This window comes from Yinghuangia sp. ASG 101, assembly GCF_021165735.1.
Taxonomy (GTDB): domain Bacteria; phylum Actinomycetota; class Actinomycetes; order Streptomycetales; family Streptomycetaceae; genus Yinghuangia.
The window spans coordinates 4882162-4905687 of the sequence record NZ_CP088911.1 but is presented as its reverse complement, the minus strand read 5'-3'; the positions used below and the strand labels follow the sequence as shown (position 1 = coordinate 4905687).

The window sequence follows — 23526 nt, the reverse complement described above, 5'->3', positions numbered from 1 at the left end:
CCGTGCCGTCATCCGTGGCCGCCCGCGGGGAGCTGGAGTTCGAACCACACGGTCTTGCCGTGGCCCGCCCTCCGGCTCCCCCACCGCTCGGCGAGCGTGGTCACCAGCTGCATTCCGCGCCCGCCCTCGTCGTCGTCGCCCGCCTCCCGCAGGCGCGGCAGCGTCGGCACCGCGTCCGCCACCTCGCACAGCAGCGCCCGGCCGCGCAGCAGGCGCAACCGGATCGGCCCCGCGCCGTACCGCAGCGCGTTGGTGACCAGCTCGCTGACCAGCAACTCGGCGACGTCCACGAGGCCTTCGAGGCGCCATTCGCGCATCGTCGTCCGGGTCAGCGCGCGGGCCCGGGCCACGACGGACGGTTCGGCGGGCAGCCACCACGACGCGACCGCGTTCTCGGGCAGGGCTTCGAGGCGGGCCATCAGCAGCGCGACGTCGTCGAAGCCCAGATCCTTGTGCAGCGACGCGATGACCGCGTCGGACGCCTCCTCCAGCGGGCCGTGGTGCTCCTCGACCGCCGCGCACAGCAGGCCGATCCCGGTGTCCAGGTCGCGGTCGCGGGTCTCGACCAGGCCGTCCGTGTAGAGCACCAGCACGCTCCCGGGATCGACCCGCAACTCCATGTGCTCGAACGGCACTCCGCCCACGCCGAGCACCGCTCCCGACGGCGGTTCCACGACGACCGGGACACCGTCCGGCGAGACGAGAACGGGCGGCAGGTGCCCGGCGTTGGCGAACTCGCACGTACGCGCCACCGGGTCGTAGACGACGTACACGCAGGTGGCGTAATGGAGTTCGCCCAGGCTCGCGACGATGTCGTCGAGATGGCCCATGACTTCGTGCGGCGGCAGGTCGAGCCCCGCGAGCGTCCGCACCGCCGTGCGCAACTGCCCCATCACCGCCGCCGCGTGCACGCCGTGGCCCATGACGTCGCCGACCACGAGCCCGATGCGCCCGCCGGACAGCGGCAGGACGTCGAACCAGTCGCCGCCCACCTCGGTCACCAGGCTGCCGGGCAGGTAGCGGTGCGCCACCTCGATGCCGGGGATCTCGGGCACGTCCTGCGGCAGCAGGCTGCGCTGGAGCATGACCGCGGTCTCGCGCTGGCGGTGGTAGAGCCGCGCGTTGTCCACGGACACCGCCGCGCGGGCGCCGAGTTCGGTGGCGAGCGTCAGGTCGTCGGGGTCGAACGCGGGCCGTCCCTCGCCCCGGGCCAGCAGCAGGGTGCCGAGCACGACCCCTCGGGCGCTCAGCGGCACGACGACAAGCGTGTGCAGCCCGAGCGTCCGCGCGGACGCGGCCCGCGCGGGGTCGTGGATCAGCTCCTCGTACATCTCGTCCTGGAGGTTCTGCACGAGGTACGACCCGCCGCCGCGCAGGCAGCGCCCGAACGTCGAATCGGCGGAGTACACCAACCGCGAGCCCTGCTCCAGCAGTTCGTCGGTGTACCGGCCGGGCCGCGCACCGCGCGACGCCGCGCGGTACATCACCGTCGTGTCGCCGTGCGCGCCGGGCGGGATCTCGTCGCCGGTCATGACCACGTCGAGCAGGTCGACCGCGGCGAGGTCGGCGAAGCCCGGCACCACCGACGCCGCCAACTCCTCGGCGATACGCGGGATGTCGAGCGTCGCCCCGATCCGCGTCCCGGCCTCGTTGAGCAACGCCAGCCGCTTGCGCGCCGCGTCGACCTTGACCATCGCGTAGTGCCGCTCGGTGACGTCGATGAGCGAGCAGCTGACGCCCAGGGTCTTGCCGCCGCGCGCCTGGAGGCGGTTGTACGACAGCGACCACACCGTCCGCGGGCCGCCGTCCGCGGGCGCCGGGCCGAAGATCCGCGAGTCGACGACGGGTTCGCCCGTGTCGAGCACCCGCTGCTGGATCGTGCGCACGCGCGCGGTGTCGATGCCCGGCATGATCTCGTCGATGGTGCGGCCGAGATGCTCCTCGGCCGAGACGCCGCTCATCGCGACGAGCGCCTCGTTGACCGCGACATAGCGCAGGTCGGTGTCGAAGATCCCGACACCGATGGGCGACTGGTCGAACAGCGCCTCCCGGATCGCGAGATCGGCCTCCACCCGGTGCAGGGCCTCGGCCTCGACCGAGGTGATGAGGATCGACCGCGTGCCGTCCGCGCCGGTGACGAACGCCGAACGCGACTCGTACTCCCCGACCGTGCCGTCGGCGCGGCGCATGCGGTAGATGCCGCCGACCAGTTCCACGTCGCCGCCGCCCGAGCCGAAGCGCGTGCGGTCGGACTCCCGCAGCGGCGGATCGAGCAGGTCGCCGGCCCAGCAGCCGATGATGTCGTCACGGGCGTACCCGAACAGCTTTTCGGCCGACCGGCTCCACATGATGACGTTGCCCATCGCGTCGAGCACCCAGGTGGCACTGGGCACCAGATCGTAGAGGGTGCCGGGCGCCACCGAATTGGGGGACGGGACCCTCGAAGGCCGCCCGATGCTGTCGTCCTGCTCCATTGACCGCGGATCCCTCATATCGCTCGTCCCGGTCTCGACACGTCGCCTGCGAACTCTCGATCAGCCCATCGGCGCGCCGGCCATCAGGCGCGCCACGACCGTCACGGCGTTGCGGTCCTGCGGCAGCCAGGGGACGTCGTCCAGTTCACGCGGGCCCAGCCAGCGCAGCTCCGAGTGGTCCTCCAGCGGACGCGGCTCGCCGTCCAGCAGTTCCGCGTGCCACAGGTGCAGGACGTACCCGGGGTTCAGCGGCCACGTGCCGGGCAGGCGCCGCACCGCCCGCACGGAGACGCCGAGCTCCTCCCGGCACTCGCGGACCAGCGCCTCGGCCTCGGTCTCACCCGGCTCCAGCTTGCCGCCGGGAAACTCCCAGCCGCCCGCCAGATGCGCGGGCGCGCTGCGCCGCGCGGCGAGCACCCGGCCGCCGTGCAGGATCGCCGCCCCCACGACGATCACGGTGTCGCTTTCGGGGGTGCTCGCTGACTGCGGCGGTTGGGCCATGGCCGACAACTTTACGACGTTCGGGGACGGGAATCGGACGTCCGGAGGAACACGAGCGGGGGAACCGCCGGGGCCGTGTCGGGCTTGACCCGGGGGTCGGCGGCGAGGAGCCTCCGACGCATGCCCGAATTGCTGGACGAAGCGTCCGTACTCACCGCCCTCGCCGCACTCGACGGCTGGGAGGGCGACTTCCACGGGATCCGCCGCGACGTCGAGGCGCCGGACTTCCCGACCGCGATCCGCATCGTCGACGTGGTGGCCGTCGCCGCGGAGGACATGAACCACCATCCGGACATCGACATCAGGTGGCGCACCGTGCGCTTCGCCCTGACCACGCACGACGCGGGCGGCGTGACCGCGCTCGACATCGAACTGGCGAGAAACATCGACGCCATCGTGCGCCAGCACGTCCCGGCCTGAGCGACCCGCACCGCGCCGGGGGGCGTCGTCGGGGGTACGCCGCGTGCCCCTGGCGCCCTGTCCCGGCCCACGAGCCGTTCGGGGGCGTGACGGGCCGACGCCGGCGGTCCGGCGCGCACCAACGGGGCCGCGGCGCACGCGTCGACCCGGAAACGCTCGGGGGAACGGTGGTGCCGGTGCGCGCCGACGAGGCCGCCGCGCGGGCCCGGCGACGCGTCGACCCCGCCCGGGAAGCCCAGCGGCTTCGGCGCGGAAACGCTCGGAGGGAACGGTGACCGCCCGCCCCCGCGGCGCGGGTGCCGGTGCGCGGCGACGAGGCCGCCGCGCGGGCCCGGCGACGCGTCGACCCCGCCCGGGAGGCCTCGCGGCTGCGGCGGAGCCGCCGTGGCGGCCCGGCCGCTCCGGTGCGGCCCGGTGGTCGGCCCGCGAGACATACTTTTCCGGTTTTGCGGATATGCGCGGCGCAGCGTCCGTGCCCGTTCGCCCCGGGGCGGCGCCGTTCCCGAGTGTTTTGGAGAGACGCCGTGCCGCAACCCCGTCGTTTCCGCCTGGCCCTCGCCGCCGCGCTGCTCGTCGCCGTCCCGTCCGCCGCGCTGAGCGCCTGCTCGGCCGGGTCGGACGCGGAGACGCTGCTGATCCGCCCGGACACCCCCGAGACCACGCTCGGGGCGCTCAAGGTGCAGGACGTCCTGCTGGTGACCGGGCCGGAGGGCGGCGGCGGGCCGCTCGCCGTCGTCGCGTCCGTCTACAACGGGGGCGCCGCGACCGACCGGCTCGAACTCATCTCGGTGAACGAACTCCCCCAGAACGCGGCGATCACCCCCGCGCCGAACCGCCCCCAGCTCCAGATCCCCCAGGGGCAGACCCTGACCGTCGGCGGCCCGGGCAACACCACCGCCGTGCTGCAGAACCCCGACAACATCGTGCGGGCCGGGGACACCCGCCTCGTGACGTTCAGGTTCGCGCAATCGGGCGTGGTGACCCTGTGGGTCCCGGTCCAGCCGGCCGTCGGGTATCTCCAGGGCTACGGCCCGGGCGGCTCCTGACACGACGAAATCCCGCGCGAAGGCGCGGGATTTCGCGATGCGGGCGTGCCGCTAGTTGGCGAGACCGGGGTTCGCGGGGAGTGACTTGATCTCCTCGGCGGTGAGCACCCGGTCGAAGACCTCGACGTCGGCGATGCCGCCGGTGAACAGGTCGGAGTTGTTCTTCGCGCGGCCGATGGTGAGCGGGCCGTCGGCCTTCCACACGGTCGGGGCCGCGACCGACTTCTGGGGCTGGCCGTTGACGTACAGCGTGATCTGGCCGGCGGTCGCGTCGTACACGCCGACGAGGTGCGTCCACGTGTCCTTGGCGACCGGTGCGGTGGCGAGGGCGGTGTACCAGGTCTTCGGGCTGGCCGTGTCCTCGGACGTGCGGACGAAGGCCCACGTGTCCGCGGTGTGGTTGTAGTGCAGGTAGAAGCCGCTGACGTTGGCGCCGTCCTGCGCGACCACGGTCTTGTTGCCGTCCGTCGCGGACAGCTTCGCCCACGCCGAGACGGTGAAGCTCTTCGTGGTGTCGACGACCGGGCGCGTGGTGGCGAGGCTGCCGTTCTCGGCCAGGACGATGCTGCCGCCCCGGTCCTGCGACCAGTCGACGGCACCGGCCACGCCGGCGGGCTGGTTGCCGGTCGCGTCGGCGGCGGCCAGCCCCTGCCCGTCGGCGAGCTTCCACCAGCCGACCAGGTTCGGGACGCTGACCGTGGGAGCGGACGGCGGCCCCGACGTCGAGCCGGCGGAGGAGCCTTTGTCGTCGTCGCCGGAGGTTCCGATGAAGAAGCCGGCGACGCCCGCGATGACGACCAGGACGACCGTGACGACGGCGATGACGACGCGCTTCTTGGTCCGGTCCGGCTCGACCGCCTCGAACTGCACGGGAGTCGGCGCGACGGACGGCGGCGTCCATGACGGCGTCTCGTTCGCGGGGGACGGGAAGGCCGGTGCGCCGGCCGTGGGTTCCGCCGCCCGGACCTCGGGTTCGTAGGGGGGCGGGGCCGGAGAGGACGGCTGTGGTGAGACCGTCGACGAGCGTACGAAGTCGCTGGTGCTCCGATAGTCCTCCGTCCAGGTCGAACCATCCCACCACCGCAGGGAGTTAGGTCTCCCCGAAGGGTCCTGGTACCAGCCGCTCGGCCTGCCTCCCGTCGCCATGGCGCGAGATACTAGCACCCGTAAAAGGCCAGGCAGTGTGCGGAATTGGCAACAGTCGACGACTTCACCGCAGCGTCACCAGAGGTTGCGGAATCAACCCCGGCATCCCCTGCCAATCCGTGCATTTCGCGCGCCGCGTAGGGTGACCAAGGGCACTCGGGCGGACCGGAGCAGGGGTACGAGTCCGTTCCGGGCCGCGAAAGCCCCGCTCTCCCCCGGTCGTCGGCCGCGCCGCGGACGGCAACGGCGCCTGTGCCGACTTTGCTATAACCGGTTGCCGGGGGCGACACGCGACGGTGGCCGTCAGGCAGTCAACACGAAACGGGGCCGGAATCCATGCCCGAGCACCACCACCCGGGGCGGACGATCGAGGGCTCGGGCGGTCACGGCCCCGCGCACGAGCCTCCGGACGGCGCCTCGGACGGGCCTCCGGACGGCCCCCCGGAGGAGAACGGCCGCATACCCGCACGTGCGCTGCCGAGCGGTCACGTCCCGCAGCAGGGCACCGGGTACGACTTCTTCTCGCCCCGGCTGTCGCCCCAACCGCAGCAACAGCAGAACGGCGACCCCGCGCCCGAGGCGCGGCAGGTCGCACGGACCGCGGAGACCGCGGCGCGGACGCCCGCGGACCCGGCCCCGACGCCGGACGAACCGTCCCGGGCGGCGGAGGCCCCGTCGCCGTCGACGGAGATCGCGCTGCCGGACCCCGCGTCCGCGCGGAGCGCCCAGACGGCCCGGCTGGTCCCGATAACGACCGACGACGGTCCGCCGGCCGCCGGGCCCTCCGACGCGTCCGCGCCGGGCGGGGGCGACATCCCGGGGCCCGAGGCGTCGTCCGGGCCTTCGGAGGCGCCGGGCGCATCCGACCCCTCGCCGTCGCGGGCCCTCGTCCCGCGGACCGCGAGCGCCGAGGCCCCCGCGGCAACCGACCGGAAACTCCCCGTCGCGACGCCTGCCGCCGTGCACGGGTTGCTCGGGCTCGCGGTGGTTGCCGCGGTGGTCGCGCTCTCCGGCGTCCTGAGGCCCCGGGTCGCGGGGGCCGTCTCGTGGGTCGCGGTCGACACGATCTTCACGGTGGCGGCGTTCTGTCTGACCGCGGCGCTGACCCGGGTGTTGCGGCGGGACGGGGTGCGGGCCCTGCCCGCGTACTACGTGCGCAGGGTCAAGCAGACGCTGCCGTGGCTGGCGGCGGTGCTGCTGATCGTCGTGGCCTGCGCCTACGAGCTGAGCCCGCTGCCGGAGGCGCGCGAGATCCGCCGGGCGGTGTTCGCGGGGCTGCTCCAGGTCGGCAACTGGGAGCCGTTGGCGCGGTCGTCGGAAGGTGCCGCGATCGGTGTGGGCCCGGACGTCTCGGGGCCGCTCGCCGGCGTGTGGGTGCTGAGTGTCCTCGGGCAGTTCTTCCTGGTGTGGCCTCTGGTGCTGGCCGCGCTGTTCCTCGCGGCCGGGCGCCGGGCGGTGCCCGTCGCGGTGATCGCGTTCGGCGGGTTCGCGGCGTCGGCCCCGCTGGCGGCGAAGCTGTGGGAGGCCGACGACCCCGCCTGGACCGCGCTCGGGACGCACACGCGCCTGGTCGACCTGTTCGCGGGGGCCACCGCCGCGCTGATCGCGCACGAGGCCGCCGGTCGCGCGGGCGCCGGGACGGCGGACGGCGAGGGCTCGCGCGCGCGCCGGGGCGGGGTGGCCGCCGCGGTGTCGGCGTGCGCGGTCCTCGCCGGTGTCGCCGCGCTCGCCGCGTCGGGCTGGTACGCGTACCGCCATCCCGACGGCCTGCTCTTCGACGGTCGCGACGTGACCGTCAGCGCGGTCGTCGCGTGCGCGGCGGCGGTGACCGCGCTCGCGCTCGCGCCCGCGACCGGGTGGCTCGCACGCGCGTTCGGCAACCAGGCCGGCGAGGAGATCGGGCGCATGGCCTACCCGGTCCTGCTGCTCTTCCCGCCCCTGGCGTGGCTGCTGCGGCACGGCTGGTCGGACATCTCGGACGGCGCGGTGCTGGGCATCGGCGCCGGTGTCACGTGGCTGCTCGCGCTCATCGTGCACTACACCGGGTTCCGGGCCGGACGGCGGCGGTGGCGCGGTTGGCCGCAGCGCCTCGTGGTGGTGGCGTTGGTCGCGGCGGTGGGGGCCGGGGCGTACCGGCTGCCGACCCAGATCGAGAACGAACTCCGGCCCGGCGGAAGGCCGTTGGTGATCGGACTGGGCGACGGCCTGGCCGGTGACCTGGCCGCCGGGCTCAATGCCGGCGGCGAGCGGTACGCGGGCGTCAGCGGCGTCGGGTCCGGGCGCGCGGACTGCGGGATCCTCGCCGTGCCGCGCATCCGCGACCGCACGGCGACCGAACACGACGCGCCGAACTGCGGTGACTGGGCCCGGGATTGGGCCCGCGAACTGCGCGACACCGAGCCGGACGCGGTGATCCTGCACCTCGGGCGCGATGCCGCCCAACCGCTGCTCCAGGGCACGTGGCGGACCGCGTGCTCACCCGAATACCGGGCGCTGTACCTGGAGTTGCTGGACCAGGCGCTGCGCGTGATCGAGACCAACACCGACAACGCGGCGGTGGTGGTGCTCAACGAGCGGCTGGACAACAGCTCGGCGGACCCGATCGACACGGCGTGCTACAACCAGCGCGTCAAGGAGTTCGCGGACACCCACCAAGGCCGGGTGCTGCCCGCGGACTTCGACGCGTACCTGTGCGCGAGCGGGGCGTGCCGCATCGGGGTGCCGGGTGGCCGGGCGTTCTACACCGCGCTGGACTCGCACCGATTGACGCGGGACGGACGCGAGTTCGCGGCGCCGTGGGTGGAGGAGCAGGTCGCGAAGGCGGTCGCGGCGCGCTCGGGCGGCGATGAGCCGGGTGCCGATCCGGGGGCGAACTCGGAGCGGGCGCCGGGCAGTCGGGCCTAGGCCGTGCCTTGTGGACCTCGGCCGTCGGCCGGGCCGCCCGTGCGGGCCGTCGGCCGAGCCCGGCGGTTCGGTTGATCGGTCGGGCCCTGTGATCGGGCCCTGTGTCGGGCCGGGGTCGGGCCCGGCGGCCCGTCAGTCGCTCGACGACGTCGTGGCCGTGGGCCTCCTGGTCGTCTGCCCGCCCGACGGCTTCGTGGTCTTCGACGACGGCTTGGTCGTCGGCGACTTGGTGGTCCCGGACGGCGGCTTGGTCGTCGACTTGCCCGTGGGGGACCCGGTCGGCGACGTCGCGGGGTCCTCCGGCGAGGCGGCGGGCGCGCCGCCGAAGCATCCGCGCACGGCCTGCTCGGTGGCCGGCCGGGCCGCGAAGTCGAGCCGTGAGTTGGCCGAGGTCGGCGGCGTGGTCGGGTCGTCGTGGAAGTTGACGGACCACCAGTACACGCCCGCCATCTGACGCTGTTTCACCACCTGGCACACGGCGGTGTACCACGTGGCCTGGACCCTCGCGTTGACCGTCCCGTAGCGGTAGAAGTCGCCCGGCGCCGCGAACGCGCCGTTCTGGGCGCCGATTCCCGTCTCGGAGATCACCACGTCGGACATCGGACCGGTCGACCGCTGGTCGAGCCACGTGTTCCAGGCGGCGGCGATGGTGTCGACGCTCGCGTCGTCCGGCTGGTTCTTGACCGGGAAGTACGCGTCGACGCCGGTCGAGTCGACCGGCACCCTGCTCGAATTCTCCAGGAAGTTGGGGTAGTTGGTGTCGTAGGTCAGCTCCCCGCCGAACACCTCGCGCAGCGCGGCCAGGAAGCCGTTCCAGCGCGCGACCTCGTCCTCCATCGACGCGAGTTCCACCCCGACCACGATGGTCGCGACGTCCTCGCGTTCCGCCATCTCGGCGTACGGCAGCAGCAGGTCGCGGTACGACGCGAACCACGCGTCCTTGTCCTTGGGTTTGATCGCCCCGCGCCACTCCGGCAGCAGTTCGCGCTCGTCGAGGATCGGCCGCAGGCTGACCCGCAGTCCGGCCGCGTGCAGCGTCTCGACGACCGGGGTGACGCGTTCCACGGACGGCGTCTTGGGCCCCGCGAAGACCTCGTCGGCGTCGATGCCGCTCGTGTAGACGGGGAACGACAGCGCGACCGAGTTGGCGTTGAGCGACACGAGGTAGTCCGCGAGGCGGCGGGCCTTGCCCCGGATGGCGCTCTCGTCGTCGGTCTGCATGTCCTCCCAGTACAACTGGACGCCCCACTGCGGCATCCCCGGCTGCCACGGCTGCGCGACGCGGGGGACCTGCGGCTCGGGCTCGCCGGCCGGCGGGGGCGGCGGAGGCGGCGCGACCGGTTCGGCGGGGTCGAGGACCGGGTCGGCGAACTCCGGCCGGGCCGCGGCGGCCTCGGCGGCGGGCTTGCGGTCGTCCGTGACGACGCGCGGCACCGCCGAGCCCTCGGACCAGCGCAGCGGGTTGACACCGAACGCGACCGGCAGCGCGACGACGGCGGCCACCACCGTGACCGGGAGGACCGCCAGCTTGGGGAGCTGGGACCGGGACATCAGAGACTGCTCCTCGGGCGGACCGCACGCACCCCGCGCACGGTCTCGGTTGCGGACGACGCGCGCACGCGGTTCACGCGGGCTTCGCGATCACGACGAACTTGTTGTCCTCGCCTCGGATGAACTTCAGGAAGCCGCGGAGGCCGCCCAGCCCTTCGAGTACCGAGAAGACCGGGATGAGGACGATCACCGCGATCGGCTCCCACCACAGCCGCCGGCCGTTGGCGGACACCAGCCCGTTGAGGCGCAGCCCTTCCCAGTACATCCACAGCACATAGGCGAAGTTGAGCGCCCACAGCACGATCACGGTCTGGGCGACGGGCGACGTGTTGGTGTCGCCGGTCGCCCAGGCCAGCGCGAGGATCACCGCGATGTGCTGAAGGGGGCCGAGGACCCACGTCACCACGCACGCGGACAGGAACCACCGGTAGCGCAGCGGGATCGAGCGGTCGAAGCACAGGCCGATGAGCCCCCACGCCCACCGTTCGCGCTGTTTCACGAAGTCCCGCGCGGTCGCGGGGGACGCTCCGTAGCAGCGGCCGTTGAACCAGTCGCTGCGGCCCGGGTAGCGGCGGCAGAACGTGAGGGCGAGCTGCGCGTCCTCGACGATCGCCTTCGGTCCGAAGTCCCAGCCGATCTCGGCCTCGATGTCGGCGCGCATCAGCAGGAGTTCGCCGTGCACGCCGGCGGCCGGGGTGCCGAGGCCGGTGAGCGCCCGGAACCGCGCTATGTCGTCGGCGGGGCGCACGGCGTCGGCGAGCCACGTGAAGCGGCTGACGCCGTGTTCGCGCGGGTACGTCAGGATGCCCTGCGCCATGTGCTTCTCTTCGTCCGGCGACTTGCGGTTCTGCCGGTTGACGAACTGCGCGAGCGCGGCGGCGGTGTCGGGGCCGACGCCGGTGTCGTCGTCCATGTGCAGCACCCACACCTCGTGCCGCGCCTCGCCCTCGGCGATGCGCAGTTCGTGCGAGTAGTGGTTGGCGCGGGCCTTGAACCGCGTGCCGTTGGGGGTCGCGTACGCCCTGGGCACCGTCACGACGCGGATCGCGTCACTCGTCGCGGCGAGCGCGTCGATGCGGTCGGCGGCCTCGCAGCCCTCCTCGGTCAGGACGTCGATGCGCAGGTGCGGGAAGAACTCCGGGAGGTGTTCGGCGAACGACGAGACCGAGCGTTCCAGTGCCGGGTAGGTGTCGTGGCGTCCGATGGTCGGCACCAGCACGATCAGCAGGTTCTTGTCGGCCGGTGCGGCCTCGACCATTTCGTGTACGCGCTTTTGGCGGCGGCGGATCATCAGCGCGCCCTGCAACCCGACCAGCACGCCGAGCACCGGCAGCGACCACACGACGGTGAGCAGCCAGCCGAGCGGCGTGCGGTTGGGCGAATAGGTCCACAGCCCGACGCCGGTGATCACCACGAAGGGGATGGCGAACGGGAGGATCCCCGGTTTCCAATTGGCCAGTCGGCGCGCGAGTTTGGCGGTCTGGCGGGACATGCTCTCGGTATTCTCCCCGTCACCGTCCGTGTTTCCACCGCAAGTGATTGTGAACTTTGCGCGGCGGCTATCCACAGCACGATGCCAAAGAAGAAAGCTCGGATCTCCGACATACCATGATTTGCCGGGGGATTCTGTCGCAAAAATGTGACGAACTTCCCTGCGTACCCGCCTCGTTCCCCAGGGCGGTCCCGCTCACGGTTTTCGCACGGCCAGCCAGTCGAACGGCGCTCGGACGCCCTTGGGCACCGGCGCGCCGCCGGGCGTCCCGCCCGTGATCGCGAGCGGTGAGCGGTAGGTCGCGCGGACGTCCTCGGCGGTGTTCTTGCCCGTCGGCTCGCTGAGGTTCGTCTCGGTGACGGCTTGACCCCACACGTTCCAGATCACCCACGGGGTGCGCGCGAGGGTGTCCTGCTGGAACCGGTTGACGGGCATGTGGAACGTCTCGGCGAGCATGCGCGGCTTGCCGTAGTCGGCCAGCCCCCGGTACCACTCCTCCGTCCACGAGCCGTCGCCGTAGGGAGCCTCGGGGCTGTCGCTGTAGTCGTCGATGCCGACCACGTCGACATACTGCTCGCCCGGGTAGTAGGCCCACGGCTCGGTGCCGCGCTTGCCGTCCCAACCCGACGGCGACCACACGAAGACCAGGTTGTGCAGGCCGCGGGTCGTGACCAGGTAGTCGTACATGATGCGCCACAACGCCTTGAACTGCTCGGGCTGTTGGCCGGCCCACCAGAAGCCGCCGCACCCGGTGGCGTTCATCTCGTGGTACGGCCGCAGCAGCACCGGCACGTCGTCCCGGGCCAGGGCGGCGAGGTGGTCGGCGAGGAACGCCAAGTCGGTCAGGAGCGCCTGGTACTCGGGGGTGTTCGCGGTGAAGTCGACGACCCGGCCGAACCACGTCGGGTCCTTCGCGGCGGGCGAGTTCGCGCACATCATCTGGTCGTACGCCTTGACCGGGCTGCCGGGGTACGGCTCGTGGAACGACATGCCGACCATCCCGGACGGACGCGCGCCGTTGTCCGGGAGCGTGCTGGTGGTCCCGTCGCACTGCGTCCGGGGCTGCGGCCTGCCGTCGCTGCCGCGCGGTACGCCGTTCCAGACGCCGTGCAGCAGGTCGACGGCGTCGTTGGTGTACTGCCATTCCTCGCGGCAGGTGGGCCACTTGCCCTCGGAGTACCAGCGCGGGTCGCCGACGCCCCAGTTGCTGTCGCCGTACCCGGGGCCGAGGTCGACCTCGACGAACCCGGGCAGCAGCCCGGCGATCTCGCCGACGCGCCCGTAGTAGTAGCCGGGCGGCTTGGTGCCCCGGTAGTCGCCGTAGAAGGGGTTGTTGCGCTCGTTGTGGATCTCGACGTGCTGCCCGATGACGGTGCCCTCGCTGGTGCCGGCCCGCGCGGCGGTCTCCATCCGCGCGAGCAGCGCGTACACCGACTGCGCCGCCGGCGAGGCCATCGGGTCGCGCCGCAGCAGCGCGCCCTCCATGGACCGCACTTCCTGCCGCACGGTGGCCGTGTCGTGCGGATCCGGCGATCCGTCGTCGGTGAGCAGGACCGCGACGAGGGCGATCACGAGGACCCCGACGAATCCGGCGCCGAGCCACCCCGTGCGCGCACGGGTGGTCGGCAGGCGCCACCGCCCTGTCACCGGCGGCAGCCGGAGCGCACGGAGGCGGGCGAGGCCGCGCCGCTCCGGTTTCCCCTTCGGGGCGGCGGGCGGCGGCAGGTGCGGCGGGCGGCGCCACGTGGGTTCCGGCGCGGGCGGCGGCACGGTGGGCCGCCTGGGCCGATGCGACGCGATCCGGGTGACGTCGGGCACCCCCGCGGGCACCACCGGTCGCGGCGGCACACCGGGCCGCGGAGGCACGGACGGCCTCGACGGCCGAACCACCCCACCGGACCCGACCACCGCGGACGCCTCGCGCCCCTCGCGCGACGGGCGGGCCTCGGACCCCGTGGCTTCAGGCGACTCGCGGGTCTCGGCCGCCCCCGCCCCCTCGCCCGACATACGCGGAGCGGACACCTCGGACCCCGCGCGCGCCACGCGGGACTTGGACCCGACAGGCTCAGCCCACACGCGGGGTTCGGCCACCCCGGACGCCTCGGAGCCCGTGGCCTCAGGCGACTCGCGAGACTCGACCGCCCCCGAACCCCCGCCCGACATACGCGGCGCGGACACCTCGGACCCCGCGCGCGACACGCGGGACTTGGACCCGACAGGCTCAGCCCACACGCGGGGTTCGGCCACCCCGGACGCCTCGGACCCCGTGGCCTCAGGCGACTCGCGAGACTCGGCCGCCCCCGAACCCCCGCCCGACGTACGCGGCTCCGACACCGTGCGTGCCTCGGGTGGGGGCGCGGAAGGCTTCGGGGGGCGTGGTCCCTCGGCGCGCTCGTACGGCTCGGACGGCCCGCGCGGCTCGGACCCCGGTCGCGTCTCTCGTGCCTCGGGCGACCGGCGCGGCCGAGGTGGCACGCGCGGAGGCTCGGGTGTGGTGCGCGATGTGTGCGCGGGCGCCGCGCCGACCGTGCCGGCGCCCCGCGGTTCGGCCCCGAGGCCGTCCCCTTCCGCACCCGGCTCGGACTCCGCGGTCACGAAAACCCGGGGCTCGTCGGCCGGATCCACCGGCGGTTCGACGGGCATGCGGCGGGACGCGGACGACGGCTCGTCCGCGACCTGTGGACCGGAATCCATGTAAGCCGACACCCCCCAAAGGCTTGGCACGCGCTCTCGCGATCGCCACAGCGGCCCCCCACGCACGCCGCACGGACTCTACCGAACGCTTGTCCCGCCGGTCGCCGGACCGCCCACCACCCCCGAACGCCACGGCCCCGTCTCCCGAAGAACCGGCCGCCGCCCGCGCCCGACATCACCGATGCCGACGCCGACCACCTCCCGGTCGGCGCCTGTGGACGGTCGGGGAATCACACGTTGAAGCGGAACTCCACCACGTCGCCGTCCTGCATGACGTAGTCCTTGCCCTCCATGCGGGCCTTGCCCTTGGCGCGGGCCTCGGTGCGTCCGCCGGTTTCGACGAGGTCGTCGAAGGCGATGACCTCGGCCTTGATGAAGCCGCGCTGGAAGTCGGTGTGGATGACGCCGGCGGCCTCGGGGGCGGTGGCGCCCTTCTTGATGGTCCACGCGCGGGCTTCCTTGGGGCCGGCGGTGAGGTAGGTCTGGAGGCCGAGGGTCGCGAAGCCGACGCGGGCGAGGTTCGCGAGGCCGGACTCCTCCTGGCCGAGGCCCTGGAGCAGTTCGAGGGCTTCGTCGTCGGGGAGTTCGATCAGCTCGGACTCGATCTTCGCGTCCAGGAAGATCGCCTCGGCGGGGGCGACCAGGGCGCGCATCTCGTTCTTGAGGTCCTCGTTGACCAGTTCGTCTTCGTCGACGTTGAAGACGTACAGGAACGGCTTCGCGGTGAGCAGGTGCAGTTCGCGCAGCGGGGCCGAGTCGAGGCCGGCCGCGAAGATGGTCTGCCCGCTCTCCAGCACCTTCTGTGCCTCTTCGACCGCTTTCGCGGCCTCCGCGGACTCTTTCTTCAGGCGCGACTCCTTCTGGAGACGCGGCAGGACCTTCTCGATGGTCTGGAGGTCGGCGAGGATCAGCTCGGTGTTGATGGTCTCGATGTCGTTCTTCGGCGAGACCTTGCCGTCGACGTGCACGACGTCCGGGTCGGTGAAGACGCGGATGACCTGGCAAATCGCGTCCGACTCACGGATGTTGGCGAGGAACTTGTTGCCCAGGCCCTCGCCTTCCGAGGCACCGCGGACGATGCCCGCGATGTCGACGAAGTCGACGGTCGCCGGGAGCACCTTCTGCGAGCCGAAGATCTCGGCGAGCTTGTGCAGCCGCTCGTCCGGCACGCCGACGACGCCGACGTTGGGCTCGATGGTCGCGAACGGGTAGTTCGCGGCGAGCACGTCGTTCTTCGTGAGGGCGTTGAACAGGGTGGACTTGCCGACGTTGGGCAGACCGACGATTCCGATGGTGAGCGACAACGTGGCTTCCCTGGGTTGACGAGGTGAGGAGACGGCGCGCGACGGCACACCGACCGCCCATTCTATCCGCGCGGCGCGAGACCCCGGCGGGCGCTCGCACCTCGGCGATAGGCTCGGCGAACGGCCGGGCCAAGGGGCGCCGGCCGGGCAGACCGTGGGGGGACTCGACCGCGGGGAGAAATGCGATGAGCGTCCAGGCGTCCGGCAACCGCGTCCCATTCCCGGACCATGTGCTGTGGCAGGGCGAGAAGTTCGGCAGATTGCTGCTGGCCGCGGTGGTCCCGCTGGCCCTGCTGCCGCTCGATCTCGCCGAACTCGCGGGCGACACCGGTCTGCCGAAGGGCGCGATGGCGGCGCTGGCAATTCCGTTGTCGCTGTTCGTGATTCTCGGGTACTACGTCTACAAGCACCGCAGACTCGCGCTCAGCGCCCAGGGCATGGTGCTGTACGGCATGACGAAGACCCGCCAAATCGGCTGGGGCGAGATCACCTCCGTCACCGTCAAGCTGCGCCAGGGCACGGGTGAGGCACCGAGCAGCGTCACGCTGCACGCGGCCCGCCGCGACGGCGGCACCACCAAGCACACCCTCAACTTCATCGCCGCCGAGCAACTGCCGTGGTTCGCCAAGGACATCAAGGACATGGCGGCGCAATGGGGCATCCCGACCGAGGTGAAGGGGTCGCGGGCGGCGCGCAACGCGTTCGAGCAGTTGGAGGCACAGGCGGCGGCCGGTGCGTGGCAGCAGGGGTACGGCGCTCCGCAGCAGCAACAGCACGGGTACGGCGTTCCCCAGCAGCCGGGACCATACGGGCAGCCCGGCGGCGCACCCGCGGGCGGGCAGGCGCAGCCGCCGTACCAGTCCTGGTCGCCGCGGGACTGACGCGCCGTCACGATGCGCGCGTCCGGCGGCCCGCGCGGGATTCGGCGGTCGCGCCGGGGCGTCCCCGGGGAATCCGCCGCCGCCCGGCTGCCACCGGCCGCGGGGTCGCGTGCGTCCTGATGTGTGCGGGTCCCGACAATCACGGCGGGACGCGCGCGACCGTGTCGACCGGAGCCACCGAGCCGGGTGGACCGGACCGGGTGAGGTGACAGGGCGGCCCGAGGCGGACGGGAGGCTTTGCGCGTCGCCCGACGCCTCGTCAGGGCACGCGGGCGGCTCGTGCGTACGCCGCCGTGGGCTGCCGTGACCGGTTGCGATCATTCGTGACTCACCGTGATCAATTGTTCTCGGATGTCGTACTCATACAAGGATGAGCGTGTTCTTCACCGATTTGAGTCATGTCATACGCATAGCGTGGAAACGTGAATCAGCGCAGCCGTGCCCGCCCGACCTCGGCCGGGCAACCGCAGGGCCGCCGCCGGACCGTGCCTTCCCCGGGACGGGCTGAGCCGGTGCGCCGCCGTCGATCGTCCCCCGCCGCCCCGAGCCCCGAGCCTCCGCGCTCGCGGCCGGCGGCTCCGCCCGCCGCGGCCGGGCCGCCGCCGCCCGCGCCGCCCGAGCACCCGCCTCCTCCGGCGGCGCCGCGACCGGCGGCTCCTCCCGCGCCGCCGTCGGCTCCGCCGATGCCGCCGGTGTCGGCCGCGGCCTCCGCGACACCCGTGCGTGACGACGGGCAACGGCCCCGCTCCGGCACCGCCGCGACGGGGCGTCCGTCGGCCGGGAACCACGTCCCGCCGCCCTCGGCTCCCGAGGTCGGCGGCGGTCCGCCCCGGGCCCGGCAGTCCGGCGGTCCCTCTGGCGGGCGCAATGCCGTACGCCGTCCCGGGCCGTCCCGGCGTCCGTCCGGAACGCCCGGGTTGACCGCGCCGGGGGCGGTGGTCCTCGCGACCGGCGCGACGCTGCTGGGCGGGCTGCTCGACAAGGTGTTCTCCGACACACTCGGCTGGTTCTTCGCGATCGTCTTCCTGGTCGCGTGTGCCCTGGTCGCGGCCAAGACCCGGATCCGGGACCTCACGGCGGCGTTCTTCGCCGCCCCCATCGCCTTCGCGCTGACGGTGCTGGTGCTCAGCGTGGTGTTCCCGAGCAAGAACTCCGAGAGCTTCGTGATCCGCACCGGGCTCGACATGTTCACGGCCCTGACCTTCAAGGCCAGTGTGCTGTGGACCGGCACGATGCTCGCGGCCGGGATCGTGATGGTCCGGCGCCGCGCCGACCGCGAGGCGGCCCGCCGCCGGGCGACACGGGAGGCGCGGGAGGCGCGGGAGGCGCGCGACAATCGCGACGCCCGGGAAGGCCGGGAAGGCCGGGAGACCCGCGACGGCCGCGAGCACCGCGATTCGCGCACGGCACGCGAGGCGCGCGACCCGCGTGCCGCCCACGCCGCCACCGGCCGCGACCGCGCGTGGAGCGGTCAGGTCTCCCCCGGTATCCACAGCCCGAGGGAGTCCCGCGACATCCGCGAGACGCCGCGCGAGCACTGACCCGACCTCGCGTGGCGCGCACGCCACGCGGGTCACACGGGGTCGGGTCGGCGGACGGTTCGGGCTCACACGGGGTCCGCCGGATCACGCGGCGCCCGGCTCGCGGCAGCCGGGTCACACACGCCCCAAGACACACGCCCCCGCCACGCGCGATTCACGTCACGCAAAGCCCCGCGGACACGCGGCCCGAGTCACACGCCCGCAAACCGCGCGCACGATTCACGGCGCTCCACGGCTCCACGGCTCCACGGCTCCACGGCTCCAGCCTTGCACGCGGCTCCACGCCGTTCGGCTTAATCCGCGTGGCCCTGCTCGCCCGCGCACCCGCCTCCTCGACGAGGGTCGCCTCGCCCCACAGCGCACGCCGGGGCCGGTCGTGCCCGTGCCGACGCGCACCAGCGCGGTCCCCGGACGGACGACGGGCCCGCCGCTCGGCAGGCCCCCATCCGGTCGGCAGGCCCCATCCGGGTGACGACGCCGACAACGCGTCCCCGCGCGCCCCGATGGCCCACACCGCCCGGCTCGTCCCCGCGCGTCGACGCCACCGCCGACCGCGTGCTCGCCGACGCCCCGGAGCCACCCGCGCGGTGGCCGGCGCCCGCCTCCCGCACGCGGCCCGGCCGCTCCCTCAGGCCGGTTGGCCCGCCGCCTTCAGGTCGCGGCGCAGTTCCTGCGGGAGCGAGAAGGCGAGCTTCTCCTCCATCGCCGTGTGCACCCGGACGTCGTCGAAGCCGCGCTCCGCGAGCCAGTCCAGCACGCCGTCGACCAGCACCTCGGGCACCGAGGCGCCGCTCGTCACGCCGATCGTGGAGACGCCCTCCAGCCACGCCTCGTCGACCTCCCCGGCGTGGTCCACCAGGTACGACGCCCCCGCGCCCGCCTCCAGGCCCACCTCGACCAGCCGCACCGAGTTCGACGAGTTCTTCGAGCCGACGACGATGATGAGGTCGGCCTCCTCGGCGATCTGCTTGACCGCCGTCTGCCGGTTCTGCGTCGCGTAGCAGATGTCGTCGCTGGGCGGGCTCTCCAGGAGCGGGAACTTCTCCTTGAGCGCGCCGACGGTCGCCATGGCCTCGTCCACCGACAGCGTGGTCTGCGAGAGCCACACCACCTTGGACGGGTTCTCCACCTCGACGTTGGCCACGTCGTCCGGGCCGTCGACGAGCGTGATGCTCTCCGGCGCCTCGCCCATCGTCCCGACGACCTCCTCGTGGCCTTCGTGGCCGATGAGGAGGATGTTGTAGCCGTCCTCGGCGAACCGGACGGCCTCCTTGTGCACCTTGGTGACCAGCGGACACGTCGCGTCGATGGTCTTGAGGCGGCGCTCGGCGGCCTGCTCGTGGACGACCGGGGCGACGCCGTGCGCCGAGAAGATCACCGTGGCGCCCTCGGGCACCTCGTACGCCTCGTCGACGAAGATCGCGCCGCGCTTGCGCAGCGTCTCGACGACGTGTTTGTTGTGCACGATCTCGTGGCGGACATAGACCGGGGCCCCGTACAGCTCCAGGGCCTTCTCGACGGTGACGATGGCTCGGTCCACACCCGCGCAATAACCCCGGGGGGCGGCGAGCAGAACGCGGCGGACGGGCGGGGCAGCGGCGGCCTCAGTCATGGGCTCCATGGTACGGGCGTCCGCGGGCTGCGGTTCCGCCGTCGCCCCGGGCGGACCGAACTGTCGGTCGCTGCCCGTACGCTGGCGGGATGGCGCTGACTACCTCTGCGGATTCGCCCGTCCCGGTCTCGGAGATCTCGCGCCTCATCGGGGGCTGGATCGACCGTCTCGGCGCGGTGTGGGTCGAAGGCCAGATCACGCAGCTCAGCCGCCGCCCCGGAGCCGGGGTGGTGTTCCTGACGCTGCGTGACCCCTCGGTGGACGTCTCGATCTCCGTCACCTGCTACCGCCGCGTTTTCGACGCGGTCGCCGACGTGGTCGCCGAGGGCGCGCGCGTGGTCGTGCAGGCGAAACCCGAGTGGTACGCGCCGCGCGGCACGCTCTCGTTGCGCGCCGCCGAGATCCGCCCGGTGGGGATCGGCGAGTTGCTGGCCCGGCTGGAGCACCTGAAGCGGGCGCTGACCGGTGAGGGGCTGTTCGATCCGCGCCACAAGACGCCGCTGCCGTTTTTGCCGCACCGCATCGGCCTCGTGTGCGGGCGCGCGAGCGCCGCCGAGCGCGACGTGCTGGAGAACGCGCGGCGGCGGTGGCCGGCCGTGCGGTTCGAGGTGCGGAACGTCGCGGTGCAGGGCGTGCACGCGGTGCCGCAGGTGATCGCCGCGGTCGAGGAGTTGGACGCCGACCCGTCGGTGGACGTCATCGTGATCGCGCGCGGCGGCGGCAGCGTGGAGGATCTGCTGCCGTTCTCCGACGAGGCCCTGATCCGCACCGTTTTCCGGTGTACGACCCCGGTCGTGAGCGCGATCGGCCACGAGCCGGACGCGCCGCTGCTCGACCTGGTCGCCGACCTGCGCGCGTCGACGCCGACCGACGCCGCGAAGAAGATGGTGCCGGATGTCGGCGAGGAGCAGACGCGCGTCCGGCAACTCCGCGACCGCGCCCGGCACACGATCGCGATGCGGATCGAGCGTGAGGAGCACGGCCTCGCGTCGGTGCGCACCCGGCCGGTGCTCGCCGACCCGTACCGCGCGGTCGAGACGCGCGAGGACGAGGTCGCGTCCCTGACCGACCGGGCCCGCCGCACCCTCCGCCACCGCCTCGACCACGCGGCGACCGACTTGGAGCACACGCGTGCCCGGGTCGTCGCGCTGTCCCCCGCGGCGACGCTGGAGCGCGGCTACGCGGTTCTGCAGAAGGGCAACGGGCAGGCGGTGCGGCGGCCGGACGAGGTGGCCTCGGGCGAGAAGCTGACGGCGCGCGTCGCGGACGGGCGCGTGACGGTGGTCGTCGCCGACTCGTAGCCCGCTTGCCGAAACCGTCCGGCCGTCCGCGGGCCACCGGGTCCGAACAATTGCCGAACCACGAGGCGTGGCACGGGATTCGCCGTCCGCACGAGACCGTACGCCCCACGCGGCCCGGGCCGCGCCCCCGCGGCGTGGGACGAGCCCACGCGAAACGGCTGGTATTACTGGGGCATGCAGGAAGAGACCGCACGCTCCGCGATCGACACGTTCATCTCCGCGTTCAACGCCTCGGACGACAGCTCCGTGACCTCCCTGCTCCCGCAGGCCCTGACCTCCGACGTGGTCTTCTGGGGGCCGTTGGGCCGCAGCGAAGGAATCGGCGCGGTCGAGCGGTTCGTGCTGGACATCCGACACCACCCGGCGGGGACCGGCACGATGGTGCGTTGCTCGGCGGTGGACATGCCGGACGAATGGGCGCGGTACCAGTGGGTCTTCACCACGCCCGACGGAGGCCCCCGCCTGGCGGGCACGGATGTCGTCCATCTGCGACGGAGCCTCATCGACCAGATCATCGTCTTCGCGGGGGAGATCGAGCCGTTCGCCGCCTGAGTCATCGCAGACGCACCGGGGCGTCCGGCGAGCCGAACCACACCTCCTCACAGGCGAATTCGCCGTCCGGGGTGACGCGGAGGCCGAAGCCGTCCGCCGGTGGGCGGTCGTGATCGTGCCACCAGCGCACCGCTCGGGCGAAGTCCTCGGCAAGCCGGCCGTCGCCGGCCACGGTCGTCGGCACGCTCCACCCGAACCCGACCGACGCGTACTCTCCCGCACGCTCCAGCCAGGCCACGCGGCCGTCTTCGTCGTCGGTGTGCCCGGAGGCCCAGAGCCGGGTCCCGGGCAGCAGCAGCCCCAGCACGAACCGGTCGGCGTCGGTGACCGCGGCATCGATCTCCCGCCAGGAGACCGGGAGTTCCGCTTTGGTCACGGCCCCGGTGTCGGGCCACTCACCCCACGGCACCGGCCGCTGCGACCTCGCCTCCATGAACCACAGCGACGCGCCGATCGGGCCGACCGCGACGCCGTCCGACACCGTGAGGGTGACCAGCCGGTTGTCCCGGCCTTCGTGTGACGAGCCCCACGGCAGCACCAGCACGCCGTCCGGGCACTGCCGCAACCATGCCGACGGCAGCCGCCGGATCCCGCACGTGACGTGCACGCGGTCGTACGGCGCCGACGTTTCCCAGCCCTTCAGCCCGTCGCCGCGGACGACGTCGACCGCGACTCCGGCGGCGTCGAGCCGTTCGCGCGCCGCGGCGGCGAGAACCGGGTCGACCTCCACCGAGGTGACCGAACCCTCCGGCCCGACCCGGTCCTTCAGCAACGCGGCCGTGTAGCCGCAGCCCGTACCCACCTCCAACACGCGCTGCCCGGGCCGGATGTCGCACGCGTCGAGCATGCGGCGCACGGCGGTCGGCAGCGACAGCGAACACGTCGGCTTCCCGGCGGAGTTCTCGTCGGCTCCGTCGTCCCACTGGGTGACCAGCGGGCAATCCGCGTCGGCGGCGTCCCGCCATGCCGCGTGGTCCGTGTGCCGGTCGATCCGCGCGTATTCGCCGCCGTCGCTCCGCCACACCACGTCGGGCAGGAACGCGGCGCGGTCCCTCCCCAGAAGAGTCACGGCCACACTCGCCATCAGCCCACCGTTCCCGTGCCGTCGCACCGGCCGCACGCCCGGATGACGCGCTTGCCGTCCTCGTTGTACGTGATCTTTCCAGTTCCCTGGCACAGCGCGCACGGAACGGACTTCTTGTGCTTCATCTCTCGGGCCATTTCGCTTCCTTCCGGTATTCCGAAGTTCTTCGCCGTCCTGTCACCCGCGGCGGCCGGTGATCCAGCGGTCGGTGATGGCGGGGCGGAGGGATTGTGGGCCGCAAGGGTCGTTCGGGGGTGTCGGGAACTCGGCGCCTTCGGCGCCTATTTGGGTCCAGGCCCGGCGTAACGCGATGCGGGCGTTTTCACGGTCGAGCGGTGGGATCGCGGAATGGGGGACGAGCCACCATCCGAGCCCATAGGTGACCTCGCGGCGCTCGAAGTGGCGCAGGGCGATGGGGATCAGCGGGGCCTGGCTCATCTTGCCGCCGTAACCGGCGAACGACTCCCGCACGCGGAAGTCGAAATCCTCGGCATAGGCGTGGCCCCGGGTCAGTGCCAACGCCGCGTGCGCGGTATCGACGCCCCACGCCACCAAATCGACCGGCGGCCGGGGCCGGAGCACGATGGTGGGCCGGAACTCCCGGGGGTACGTGCCTATATCGGGGCGAATACGGAGCCAGGAGACGTAGGGACGCACGGCGTTCGGCGAATCCTCCCCGTCCGGACGGCTGTTCGGCGCGCCGCCCGTCACGCCCACTCCTCCAACCGCTCCGCGAGCCGCGCGGCCAGGGCGGCGGGCACCGGGCCGATACGCACGCCGGCCGCGCCGTCAGGAAGCAACACCGGTGCCACATCGGGGAGTTGCAAACCCGCCACATCGAATGCGGCGGCAAGGCGCCGAGCGGTGTCCGTGGCGTCGCTGATCGAATGGCGAACCATTGCGGTGAACATGCCGAGTACGCCTTCCCTTTGCCGTACACACCCTTAATGCGTACGGACGGTCCGTTAAGAGAAACGGTGACAGCCCGGCGGGGTCGGCGGATACACTCGTGGCGGGAAATCG

General features: G+C 72.8%; 19 protein-coding genes and 1 pseudogene. 7 read left to right on the top strand and 13 right to left on the bottom strand.

Translation table 11 applies throughout. The features are described 5' to 3' along the window. Window positions 1-8: 8 nt before the first annotated feature. Together LO772_RS21140 and LO772_RS21135 are read right to left on the bottom strand one after the other, a co-directional pair. Complete coding sequence (locus LO772_RS21140) at window positions 9-2474, bottom strand: SpoIIE family protein phosphatase (protein ID WP_231773601.1); 2466 nt, start codon at window positions 2472-2474, stop codon at window positions 9-11. 60 nt (window positions 2475-2534) lie between these two features. Then, window positions 2535-2975, bottom strand: coding sequence for a (deoxy)nucleoside triphosphate pyrophosphohydrolase (locus LO772_RS21135; protein ID WP_231773600.1), 441 nt, complete (start codon window positions 2973-2975; stop codon window positions 2535-2537). A 120-nt stretch (window positions 2976-3095) separates the two neighbouring features. Here LO772_RS21135 and LO772_RS21130 point away from each other — a divergent pair, with 120 nt between their 5' ends. Together LO772_RS21130 and LO772_RS21125 are read left to right on the top strand one after the other, a co-directional pair. Further along, window positions 3096-3395, top strand: a complete 300-nt coding sequence (locus LO772_RS21130; protein WP_231773599.1) for a 4a-hydroxytetrahydrobiopterin dehydratase — start codon at window positions 3096-3098, stop codon at window positions 3393-3395. A 524-nt stretch (window positions 3396-3919) separates the two neighbouring features. Next, window positions 3920-4441 (top strand): hypothetical protein, encoded by a 522-nt coding sequence (locus LO772_RS21125; protein WP_231773598.1) that lies wholly within the window; start codon window positions 3920-3922, stop codon window positions 4439-4441. Between the two features lie 51 nt (window positions 4442-4492). Here the strand turns inward: LO772_RS21125 and LO772_RS21120 are convergent, their stop codons facing one another. Together LO772_RS21120 and LO772_RS36375 are read right to left on the bottom strand one after the other, a co-directional pair. Further along, window positions 4493-5311: a LamG domain-containing protein gene (locus tag LO772_RS21120; protein ID WP_231773597.1), complete on the bottom strand. Its 819-nt coding sequence runs from the start codon at window positions 5309-5311 to the stop codon at window positions 4493-4495. A gap of 186 nt (window positions 5312-5497) precedes the next feature. After that, window positions 5498-5587 (bottom strand): annotated as a pseudogene (locus tag LO772_RS36375) (DUF2510 domain-containing protein); the annotation flags it as partial. A gap of 336 nt (window positions 5588-5923) precedes the next feature. Here LO772_RS36375 and LO772_RS21115 point away from each other — a divergent pair. Continuing rightward, window positions 5924-8491: a hypothetical protein gene (locus LO772_RS21115; RefSeq protein WP_231773596.1), complete on the top strand. Its 2568-nt coding sequence runs from the start codon at window positions 5924-5926 to the stop codon at window positions 8489-8491. A 132-nt stretch (window positions 8492-8623) separates the two neighbouring features. On the opposite strand, the gene LO772_RS21110 is transcribed toward LO772_RS21115, so the two are convergent. The 4 genes from LO772_RS21110 to ychF form a co-directional block, all read right to left on the bottom strand. Beyond that, the gene (locus LO772_RS21110; protein WP_231773595.1) at window positions 8624-10042 is read right to left on the bottom strand and encodes a glycoside hydrolase family 113; all 1419 of its coding nucleotides are present in this window, start codon (window positions 10040-10042) and stop codon (window positions 8624-8626) included. Window positions 10043-10115: 73 nt separating this feature from the next. Beyond that, window positions 10116-11534, bottom strand: coding sequence for a glycosyltransferase family 2 protein (locus tag LO772_RS21105; RefSeq protein WP_231773594.1), 1419 nt, complete (start codon window positions 11532-11534; stop codon window positions 10116-10118). 195 nt (window positions 11535-11729) lie between these two features. Next, window positions 11730-13352, bottom strand: a complete 1623-nt coding sequence (locus LO772_RS21100; protein ID WP_231773593.1) for a glycoside hydrolase family 26 protein — start codon at window positions 13350-13352, stop codon at window positions 11730-11732. A 1106-nt stretch (window positions 13353-14458) separates the two neighbouring features. After that, window positions 14459-15532 carry a redox-regulated ATPase YchF gene (gene ychF, locus LO772_RS21095; protein WP_231773592.1) on the bottom strand — a complete coding sequence of 358 codons (1074 nt, stop codon included), beginning with the start codon at window positions 15530-15532 and terminating at the stop codon, window positions 14459-14461. Between the two features lie 185 nt (window positions 15533-15717). Between ychF and LO772_RS21090 the strand changes: the two genes are divergently transcribed. Both LO772_RS21090 and LO772_RS21085 read left to right on the top strand, forming a co-directional pair. Continuing rightward, on the top strand, window positions 15718-16413 hold the full coding sequence (locus LO772_RS21090) for a hypothetical protein (RefSeq protein ID WP_231773591.1): 696 nt from the start codon (window positions 15718-15720) through the stop codon (window positions 16411-16413). A gap of 917 nt (window positions 16414-17330) precedes the next feature. Further along, window positions 17331-17954, top strand: a complete 624-nt coding sequence (locus tag LO772_RS21085) for a DUF6542 domain-containing protein (protein WP_231773590.1) — start codon at window positions 17331-17333, stop codon at window positions 17952-17954. 628 nt (window positions 17955-18582) lie between these two features. Here LO772_RS21085 and LO772_RS21080 read toward each other — a convergent pair. Further along, window positions 18583-19566 (bottom strand): 4-hydroxy-3-methylbut-2-enyl diphosphate reductase, encoded by a 984-nt coding sequence (locus LO772_RS21080; RefSeq protein WP_231773589.1) that lies wholly within the window; start codon window positions 19564-19566, stop codon window positions 18583-18585. Between the two features lie 89 nt (window positions 19567-19655). Between LO772_RS21080 and xseA the strand changes: the two genes are divergently transcribed. Both xseA and LO772_RS21070 read left to right on the top strand, forming a co-directional pair. Then, on the top strand, window positions 19656-20867 hold the full coding sequence (xseA, locus tag LO772_RS21075) for an exodeoxyribonuclease VII large subunit (RefSeq protein ID WP_231773588.1): 1212 nt from the start codon (window positions 19656-19658) through the stop codon (window positions 20865-20867). 174 nt (window positions 20868-21041) lie between these two features. Then, the gene (locus LO772_RS21070; protein WP_231773587.1) at window positions 21042-21419 is read left to right on the top strand and encodes a nuclear transport factor 2 family protein; all 378 of its coding nucleotides are present in this window, start codon (window positions 21042-21044) and stop codon (window positions 21417-21419) included. A gap of 1 nt (window position 21420) precedes the next feature. Here LO772_RS21070 and LO772_RS21065 read toward each other — a convergent pair whose 3' ends face one another. From LO772_RS21065 to LO772_RS21050, 4 genes are read right to left on the bottom strand one after another with little or no spacing between them, the layout of a single operon-like run. After that, window positions 21421-22503, bottom strand: a complete 1083-nt coding sequence (locus LO772_RS21065) for a protein-L-isoaspartate O-methyltransferase family protein (protein WP_231773586.1) — start codon at window positions 22501-22503, stop codon at window positions 21421-21423. Continuing rightward, entirely contained in the window at window positions 22503-22640 is a 138-nt protein-coding gene (locus LO772_RS21060; RefSeq protein WP_231773585.1) for a hypothetical protein, read from the bottom strand. The genes LO772_RS21065 and LO772_RS21060 overlap by 1 nt, the downstream gene beginning before the upstream one ends. A gap of 40 nt (window positions 22641-22680) precedes the next feature. Then, entirely contained in the window at window positions 22681-23214 is a 534-nt protein-coding gene (locus LO772_RS21055) for a hypothetical protein (RefSeq protein WP_231773584.1), read from the bottom strand. Further along, window positions 23211-23414 (bottom strand): hypothetical protein, encoded by a 204-nt coding sequence (locus LO772_RS21050; RefSeq protein ID WP_231773583.1) that lies wholly within the window; start codon window positions 23412-23414, stop codon window positions 23211-23213. Before LO772_RS21050 ends, LO772_RS21055 begins: the two co-directional genes overlap by 4 nt. Window positions 23415-23526 lie beyond the last annotated feature (112 nt).

Bases quoted from the DNA above. Each gene is read 5' to 3' on its own strand.
- LO772_RS21060 (WP_231773585.1), bottom strand. From the start codon at position 22,640: ATGGCCCGAGAGATGAAGCACAAGAAGTCCGTTCCGTGCGCGCTGTGC.
- LO772_RS21080 (WP_231773589.1), bottom strand. From the start codon at position 19,566: ATGACTGAGGCCGCCGCTGCCCCGCCCGTCCGCCGCGTTCTGCTCGCC.
- LO772_RS21110 (WP_231773595.1), bottom strand. From the start codon at position 10,042: ATGTCCCGGTCCCAGCTCCCCAAGCTGGCGGTCCTCCCGGTCACGGTG.
- LO772_RS21115 (WP_231773596.1), top strand. From the start codon at position 5,924: ATGCCCGAGCACCACCACCCGGGGCGGACGATCGAGGGCTCGGGCGGT.
- LO772_RS21050 (WP_231773583.1), bottom strand. From the start codon at position 23,414: ATGTTCACCGCAATGGTTCGCCATTCGATCAGCGACGCCACGGACACC.
- LO772_RS21105 (WP_231773594.1), bottom strand. From the start codon at position 11,534: ATGTCCCGCCAGACCGCCAAACTCGCGCGCCGACTGGCCAATTGGAAA.
- LO772_RS21130 (WP_231773599.1), top strand. From the start codon at position 3,096: ATGCCCGAATTGCTGGACGAAGCGTCCGTACTCACCGCCCTCGCCGCA.
- xseA (WP_231773588.1), top strand. From the start codon at position 19,656: ATGGCGCTGACTACCTCTGCGGATTCGCCCGTCCCGGTCTCGGAGATC.
- LO772_RS21140 (WP_231773601.1), bottom strand. From the start codon at position 2,474: ATGGAGCAGGACGACAGCATCGGGCGGCCTTCGAGGGTCCCGTCCCCC.
- LO772_RS21135 (WP_231773600.1), bottom strand. From the start codon at position 2,975: ATGGCCCAACCGCCGCAGTCAGCGAGCACCCCCGAAAGCGACACCGTG.
- LO772_RS21070 (WP_231773587.1), top strand. From the start codon at position 21,042: ATGCAGGAAGAGACCGCACGCTCCGCGATCGACACGTTCATCTCCGCG.
- LO772_RS21065 (WP_231773586.1), bottom strand. From the start codon at position 22,503: ATGGCGAGTGTGGCCGTGACTCTTCTGGGGAGGGACCGCGCCGCGTTC.
- LO772_RS21090 (WP_231773591.1), top strand. From the start codon at position 15,718: ATGAGCGTCCAGGCGTCCGGCAACCGCGTCCCATTCCCGGACCATGTG.